At 53.3% G+C, this 7,118-nt stretch carries 6 protein-coding genes and 1 tRNA gene; 2 read left to right on the top strand and 5 right to left on the bottom strand.

The annotated features are described in order from the left end of the window. Window positions 1–169 precede the first annotated feature (169 nt). Window positions 170–508 carry a P-II family nitrogen regulator gene (locus ACRBCU_RS08480; protein ID WP_431364937.1) on the bottom strand — a complete coding sequence of 113 codons (339 nt, stop codon included), beginning with the start codon at window positions 506–508 and terminating at the stop codon, window positions 170–172. A gap of 170 nt (window positions 509–678) precedes the next feature. Here ACRBCU_RS08480 and ACRBCU_RS08475 point away from each other — a divergent pair, with 170 nt between their 5' ends. After that, window positions 679–2,277, top strand: coding sequence for an NAD(P)H-hydrate dehydratase (locus ACRBCU_RS08475; protein ID WP_431364936.1), 1,599 nt, complete (start codon window positions 679–681; stop codon window positions 2,275–2,277). Here ACRBCU_RS08475 and ACRBCU_RS08470 read toward each other — a convergent pair. Beyond that, window positions 2,274–2,753 carry a Hint domain-containing protein gene (locus ACRBCU_RS08470; RefSeq protein WP_431364935.1) on the bottom strand — a complete coding sequence of 160 codons (480 nt, stop codon included), beginning with the start codon at window positions 2,751–2,753 and terminating at the stop codon, window positions 2,274–2,276. The two genes, ACRBCU_RS08475 and ACRBCU_RS08470, sit on opposite strands and share 4 nt — an antisense overlap. A 197-nt stretch (window positions 2,754–2,950) precedes the next feature. Here ACRBCU_RS08470 and ACRBCU_RS08465 point away from each other — a divergent pair. Beyond that, window positions 2,951–3,004: transfer RNA gene (locus tag ACRBCU_RS08465), tRNA-OTHER, on the top strand. A gap of 39 nt (window positions 3,005–3,043) precedes the next feature. Here the strand turns inward: ACRBCU_RS08465 and ACRBCU_RS08460 are convergent. The 3 genes from ACRBCU_RS08460 to ACRBCU_RS08450 are packed head-to-tail and all read right to left on the bottom strand — an operon-like array spanning window position 3,044 to window position 7,097. Beyond that, window positions 3,044–3,868: an HvfC/BufC family peptide modification chaperone gene (locus ACRBCU_RS08460; RefSeq protein ID WP_431364934.1), complete on the bottom strand. Its 825-nt coding sequence runs from the start codon at window positions 3,866–3,868 to the stop codon at window positions 3,044–3,046. Beyond that, entirely contained in the window at window positions 3,865–4,824 is a 960-nt protein-coding gene (gene bufB / locus ACRBCU_RS08455) for an MNIO family bufferin maturase (protein ID WP_431364933.1), read from the bottom strand. The genes ACRBCU_RS08460 and bufB overlap by 4 nt, the downstream gene beginning before the upstream one ends. After that, window positions 4,824–7,097, bottom strand: coding sequence for a ferritin-like domain-containing protein (locus tag ACRBCU_RS08450; RefSeq protein ID WP_431364932.1), 2,274 nt, complete (start codon window positions 7,095–7,097; stop codon window positions 4,824–4,826). Before ACRBCU_RS08450 ends, bufB begins: the two co-directional genes overlap by 1 nt. Window positions 7,098–7,118 lie beyond the last annotated feature (21 nt).

Raw genomic sequence — 7,118 nt, 5'->3', positions numbered from 1 at the left:
GGAAGTCTTCGTCAACCAGATCGCAATCCACTGTGACGTGCTGAACTTTACCGCGTGTGTCGGTGAAGCGGATGTCGACATATGCGATGTCTTCATCTTTGATTTGTTTTAGAACGGCTTCGATACTCATGCCTTATGTCCTCTTAAGAGTTGATAGAGTTGGAATAGGTTACAGCGCGTCCGAGCCGGCTTCGCCGGTGCGGATACGAATGGCTTGCTCGACTGGGCTCACGAAGATTTTGCCGTCGCCGATTTTGTCTGTCTTGGCAGCGTTTACAATCGCTTCGATTGCGCTGTCGACTTGGTCATCGTCCAGAACGACGTCGATTTTCACTTTTGGAAGGAAATCGACAACATATTCTGCTCCGCGATAAAGTTCGGTGTGACCCTTTTGGCGACCAAAGCCCTTAACTTCGATAACACTAAGACCTTGAACACCGACGTCTTGCAGCGCTTCTTTCACTTCATCAAGCTTGAACGGTTTGATGATTGCTTCGATCTTTTTCATGCTGGGTCCCTCCGCTAATCTGCTTGCTGTCTGAGATCACTTTCCTTTGGCAGCCACAATTAGATAGACTGGCTTGGCGGGGGGAGTCACTGCTTTGAGCAACCTTAATGTTCATTTTTTAGCCCGATTGATTAAAAAATAGGCGATATGAAAACTTGCGAAAGATAACGATGAACGAACTCCTTACGTGTGCGCAGATAAGACAGATAGAACAAGAGTGTATTGCGTCCGGGTCTGCCTCTGGGGTTGAGTTGATGGAGCGCGCGGGGCGCGGTGTTGTTGATGCCATTTTCGAGGCGTGGCCAGAGCTGCGCATGGCTCAGCATCGCGCGCTTGTTTTGTGCGGTCCGGGCAACAATGGCGGCGACGGATTTGTCGTGGCGCGCCTGTTGCATCAATCGGGGTGGGAGGTGGATGTTCGCCTTTTGGGTGATCCAAAGTCCCTGCCACGTGATGCCCGATCTCACTATAAGCGCTGGATTGCGCTCGGCAATGTGGTGCCTTTGAGCGATGATGCGCTGGATAGCTATGTCGAAAAACACCCCGACACGACATTGGTGATTGATGCTCTGTTTGGGGCAGGGCTTAGTCGTCCGTTCACGGACTTAGCTCGGGTGCAGAACGTTTTGAGCAACTGGCACGCTACATCCAAATCTAGCGGCGCACCGCGTATTGTCAGTGTCGATGTTCCCAGCGGGTTATGTGCGGACAGCGGGCGGTATCTTGGTCGATCGCTTGAAACTTCAACTGATTTGGTGATTAAGGCCGATATGACGGTGACTTTTCATCGCCTCAAGATCGGTCATGTGCTTGCGGAGGGCACAATTGGTTGCGGAACGGTTGTGGTAAAGGACATTGGCTGCATACAGCCACGAACTATGGAGGCGCTGGTTCGTCACATCCACTGTGATCAAGATATGAAAGACCAGTTGGATAAGGCCCAAACGGGTCACAAGTATTCTAATGGTGCAGCGCTGGTTCTAAGTGGCGGGTTCGGTAAAACGGGGGCCGCGCGGCTTGCGGCGCGCGCAGCGCTCAGAATTGGCGCTGGTGTTGTTACGCTGGGTGTGCCGCGCGATGGGCAAAGCGAAGTCGCGGCTAATATCACCGCGTTGATGATGACGCAGATAGAAGACAGCAATGCGTTGCGCGCCGCGTTAGAAGATCAACGTCTCAGCGCGCTGTGTCTCGGTCCCGGCCTTGGCGCCGAGCGCGCGCGCGAAATGATGAAAGGCGCGCTATCGCCGCGATCGCATTTGGGCGTGGTTCTCGACGCAGATGCGCTGAGCGCCTTTCGCGCGGCCCCGGAAGACTTGTTCGAGCTGCTGCATGACTCCTGCGTTTTGACTCCGCATCTGGGCGAGTTCAAAGCGCTGTTTCCTGATATTGCAGATAGGCTGACAGCGCGCGCACTTGTTGGCCCAGCATATTCAAAAGTTGATGCGGTGCGCGATGCGGCGATGAGGGCAGGGTGCACCGTGCTTTTGAAGGGCACCGATACAGTGATCGCAAATCAAAACGGTATATGCCGTGTTCATAGCGCCCATGGCGCACGCTCAGCTGCATGGCTGGCCACGGCGGGATCGGGTGATGTGCTGGCCGGGTTCATCACAGGGCTGCGCGCGCGCGGCATAGCCCCCATTGATGCGGCCAGTTTCGCGGCGTATTTGCACGTTGAATGCGCGCGCGACATCGGTGCGGGCTTGATTGCTGAAGATCTGCCTGAGGCGCTTCCAATGGTGCTAAATCGCATCATAAAAGGCGCTTAACCGTTGGTTTGGCACCCAACTTCCAGACCGCCCGCATAAATTATATGCGGTGCATCGAAGACAAATTCGATCACATCCATGTCTTGTTCCTGCACGAGCGTTACATATTCGCCATCTTGCAACTCGTCGGCAGAAACCAGTTTTTGCACCGAAGAATAAAGCGCCTTGGCACGCCAATCTCGGATCAGAATTTCTGTGCCACTGGGCAGGATGACATCATCTGGTGGACGTTTATGCCCAAGCGAGCCCGCTTTTATGCAGATCGCATCACACGTGACACGTTTGCGCCGCACCCCAAGCAAAACCGCCATTCCCGCGTCGCGTGTGATGATCCGATCCCCGGGCGCAATGTCGCGCGCAGGTAATTCACCGTCCATAGTCAGTATGATTGTATCTGCGCAAAGACCTTTTTGTTTCGCGTGTCGCGCAACAAGATGATCTTCCGAGGCCTGCACCTCGTCTTCGCGCCGGGCCATTTTTGGCTCCATCTGCGATATCCTATTTCTGCTCTCATGGTCATTTTGACCTTATTGAAGCGAGCGTAGACGCAATTCATGCGGGAATCTAGTCTCTTCTTCAGATGGCAAATCTCGCAAGAATTTGTTGATTATTCGTAAAGCTGCATTTTTGCTCTCGCCAACCCCGAATTGCTTTGCTAAGAGGCGCATGAGTAGCGGGTGTGGCGGAATTGGTNNGTGTGGGAGTTCGAGTCTCCCCACCCGCACCACTCTTTCAAATAGTCTTGGATATTCAATCGGTTAACCGATCATTTTGCGTCGAGCGCATGTCGGCTTACGAAAAAATGATTGGCCAACCATTGCTCTCTGATCTGATCTTTCCATGAGGCATGAACCACCTTTGGCGATGTGCCCAAAGCCAAGGCAACATGATCCAATGCTGCGGCAACATTTTGGCTATTTTGAAGGGCTTTTAAGAACACATAATGCGGATATGTGATCGGAAAGGACGATGTGAGATAGTCAAACCGCGATATGGCAACGTAACTGTTTTCAAGCGGCGGAAGCTGAACCTCTGAGTTATCCGAGACATTGTGATAGTAATTCGCAACGGGAAAGCGATAGCTGCCAAGTGCAAAACAGGGTTGCAGGACCAAGTCTTCGTCGGGCGTGTCGACGTTAGGCCATTCCTTGCCTTCATGGCCCGGCGCATCAAAAAGCACAAAAAGCGAGCGCTCATAAGTGGCCAGATCAATCATGAAGTTGATCCACGTTTCGCGGTTCTCTTCGGGCTGCGCTGCGTCAGGGCGGGTTTCTTCCAAGAACGCGGGGAAGCGTCGCCCCAGTTCATATAGGGTGTAGCTATCTGACGGATCGCGCGCCAAATAAACTCGGGCAAAATTGTCAAACAGCGCGGGGCCTAAGGCATGGCGAGACGCTGGGAATTGCTCTGCAAGGCACACACATAGTCGGGTTATGTAGCTGCGTTGATAGATTGCCAATCGCTCGGAGGCCGAAAGGCGGTTTGAGGGCACAAGCCGCGCGTTGACCTCTTGGGTTTGCACTTTGTGTGGATGAACCAAAGCATTTTGCATCCATTCCTGCATACCTTGCAGGGAGCTGGAATCGCTCATGAGCCGAGACGCGAATGCTCGCGCACGCCAGGCACAATGAAATCAACAGGATTAGAAACGCTCGGTTGTGGGCTTGGCGCCTGCTCTTGATAAAGCCGCAGAGCATCGACTTCGCCTTGCATGAAGGCGCGTGCCTTTAGCACTTCTTGGTGCAGATCGGCAAAAGCGGGGACGTCGCCATCCCATTCCAGCAAGGTAGATGCGCCATTCGTGCGTTGCCATGCGAGGCGAAACAGCTCCCAAACGCCATGCGTGACAGGCTGATCATGGGTGTCCAGCAGATAAGAGCCGCAATGGGTGTGGCCTGCGAGATGCATTTGCACAACGCGCTCAAACGGAAAGGCGTTGAGGTAGTCTAAAGGATCGCTGCCATCGTTGAAGCAAGAGACATAAACGTTGTTCACATCCAGAAGCAAACCGCAGCCCGTTGCATCGGACATCGCGCGCAGAAAATCGGGTTCTGAAATGTCCGAGTTCTGGAAACTGGCGTAGGTCGAAGGGTTCTCTAGGATCAAGGGGCGCGCAAGGGTTTCTTGGACATGGTGAACGCGCGCGATCACGTGGTTTAGCGTTTCTTGGTTAAGGGGCAGGGGCAGAAGGTCGTGACTGTTCACGCTAAGCACACCTGTCCAACACAAATGATCGCTGACCCATTTCGCTTGCACATCATCTGCGAGCGTTTTTAGCTTTTTCAAATAGTCTTCGTTTAGCGGATCGGTGCTGCCGATGGACATGGAAACTCCGTGCAAAACAACTGGATAGTGCTTTGCGATTTGGCGGATCACCCAGCCCGGGCGCCCGCCAGAATCCATGAAGTTTTCCGAAATCGCTTCGAACCAATCCACATCCGGTCGCTCCGACAGGATGTGGTTGAAGTGTTCATTGCGCAAACCAACGCCCAAACCCAGTTTGGGCAGGGCGCTGACGTGACTCGCAAACGCGGTGGGATCTTGCATCAAGCGCAGCTTCCTGCGCCGCTCATGCCACTCGCGCCGCACGCGGTCATGCCCTGACCGCTGTCTTCAATCCATTCGATCGTTGGACCATGGGCAAAAAGTTCTGGCTTTTCCGGGAAGTTCGAACCCGCTTCGGGAAGGGGACGTTTCCCGCCCTCTGAAGCGTCCAGCGTTTTCCAAACTGTGTTTTCGAAATGGTTGCGCGCTTGTTGCCAAACGCTTTTCCCGCGCTCATCGCCATCAGTGATAAAGCGCTCTGCGTTGATCGGTGTCGCGCATGACCCTTGAGCCTGACAGGAATTGCCGCCCGGTTCATTCAGCTCTTCTTCGGTTCCATAAAGCCCACATCCGCCTTGCCCTGCGCAGTCGTTTTGGACATGACACGTGTGATCTGACAGTTTCGGACTCGTTGGATCGCCAGCGTTATAGCTGAGCGCCGTTGAGCACCAACCTTGACCTGCGCAATTGTTTTCCAGCGTGCGGCCTTGGTTCTTGCAGGAGTTCAGCCCCATGCAGGCATGGCGCACCCAGTTGCCATCGCCTGCCGCCGTGGACAGGGCCGTATCACTTGGCGGCGCGGATGGGAAGGCTTGCGTTCCAACGTAGGGGGACAAGATTTTCTGTGCGGACGCCGCTGCGCCAGCCTTGTCGGGGCTGGGTTTAACCGCTTTTTGCGATGGTGGCTTGAGGTAGCTTGGCAAAATGTCAGGTGTTTGCCCGCGATCGCCATCCCAAAACGGAGTAACGTCAGGAAGGTTTTCAATTGCATCCATGTAGAATGTCGCGTCCGATTTAAACTCTGTCCAATCGGCGCAAAGGATTTTGCAAGAGTCCACAAGGTTTTGCAGCTCACCAAAGGCTTGCTCGCGTGTGGTGCCAACAGGGAAGGGGTTTTCAAACGTTGGCGCAACGATTTTCCCTTCGGAATCCTTGGTATACCGCATCGCTTGATAGAGCTTATCCATGACCCAAATCATCGATTGGTGCATGGTTTTGTTGAAATAGAGCTTTTGATGTTTTTCTGGCACCAAAAGCGTCGTTTCGGTCATGATCAGCATGTATTGGAACAATCCATTGGCGACCTTCGCCAGCGATTGTGAGCGTGCATCGCTATATCCGGCAACCTTTGGGTTGGTCGGAAAGTCATACACAAAGCGCTCGCCCAAATCCAAAATCTGGTTGGCGGTTGGTTTGGGCGCAGGAATGCCTTCCACCTGAGGCGGCGTCGCCATGTTCGCAGGATAGCCGTCAAGCTCTGCGCAGAGGGACCAGAACTTGTAGTAGTGTGAATCCTCGGCTTCATCTTTTTCAACAAATTGCGAGTAATCGGCTCCTTCGCCTTGCTCGCAGATCGTGTTTATCGCGCGTACCGCTTCCTTTGCGCTGCTGATACGGAACAGCGCATCTTCGCCTTCATGATCGTGATGATCGTCGTTTTCATAAACTGCGACGGTTGAGGCTGAAATGGCGCCATCTTCGTTCGTTCCAACAACGGGCGGATCGACAAAGGTAAAGGTCTTGTCACCAGATGACACCGTGTCAATGCTGCTGGCAGAATAGTTCTCGGTGCCGATTTGCACGCCTCTGGCATGTTGGAACACGCTATCAGGCATGTGCTTGCCAGAGCCGCCACCATGTTTGATCAAGGCTTTGGCGAAATCATAAACTTCACCGATTGTTGCCCAATCAGGTGACTTCAGATCGATTGTCTCGGCAACGGAATCTTCCTGACCCGGATATTCAATGCGCATGAAATGCTGAAGTTGATCCAAGCTATATTTGGCCAAAGGAATTTCTAGCGGTCTATCCGAGATATGTTCCACCGGTCGTCCAGCGGTCGTTGCGGCGAGCGGCGAGAGCATGTGAAGCGCGGGCAGAACGATGCCGCCACCAGAGCCAAACATCAAACCATTGAAAATTTGGGGCAGATCTTCGTCTTCGCTTAGCATTGATGTCAGCAGGTTCATAGCCAGCGACATGTGCAACATTTCTTCTACTGCGACGCTCATCACTGTGGCGCCAGCAAGGTTGCCATAAAGCGAAGACTTGGCAGGGAACTCTTCAATTTCGGCCGAGCTGGTCGCGGGTGCATCGCTGCCCGGCTTTCGGCAGATTGAGTAATAGGAATAAAGATAGATCGGAATCGTCGCCATTTCGAGCTTAACAGCAGCACGCAGAACGATCTTTAACTCGGCTACGGCTTCATCCAGAGACATGGCTTTGATTGCTTCGAGCGTTTCGTGAGGAACGGAAGAATGATGTTCGTGGGTCATGTTTTGTCTTTCAAAATGTAG

This window comes from Planktotalea sp. (assembly GCF_050633725.1).
In the GTDB taxonomy this organism is placed as follows: domain Bacteria; phylum Pseudomonadota; class Alphaproteobacteria; order Rhodobacterales; family Rhodobacteraceae; genus Planktotalea.
Note: the sequence above shows the minus strand (reverse complement) of the source record. Positions and strands in the feature narration are given on the sequence as shown.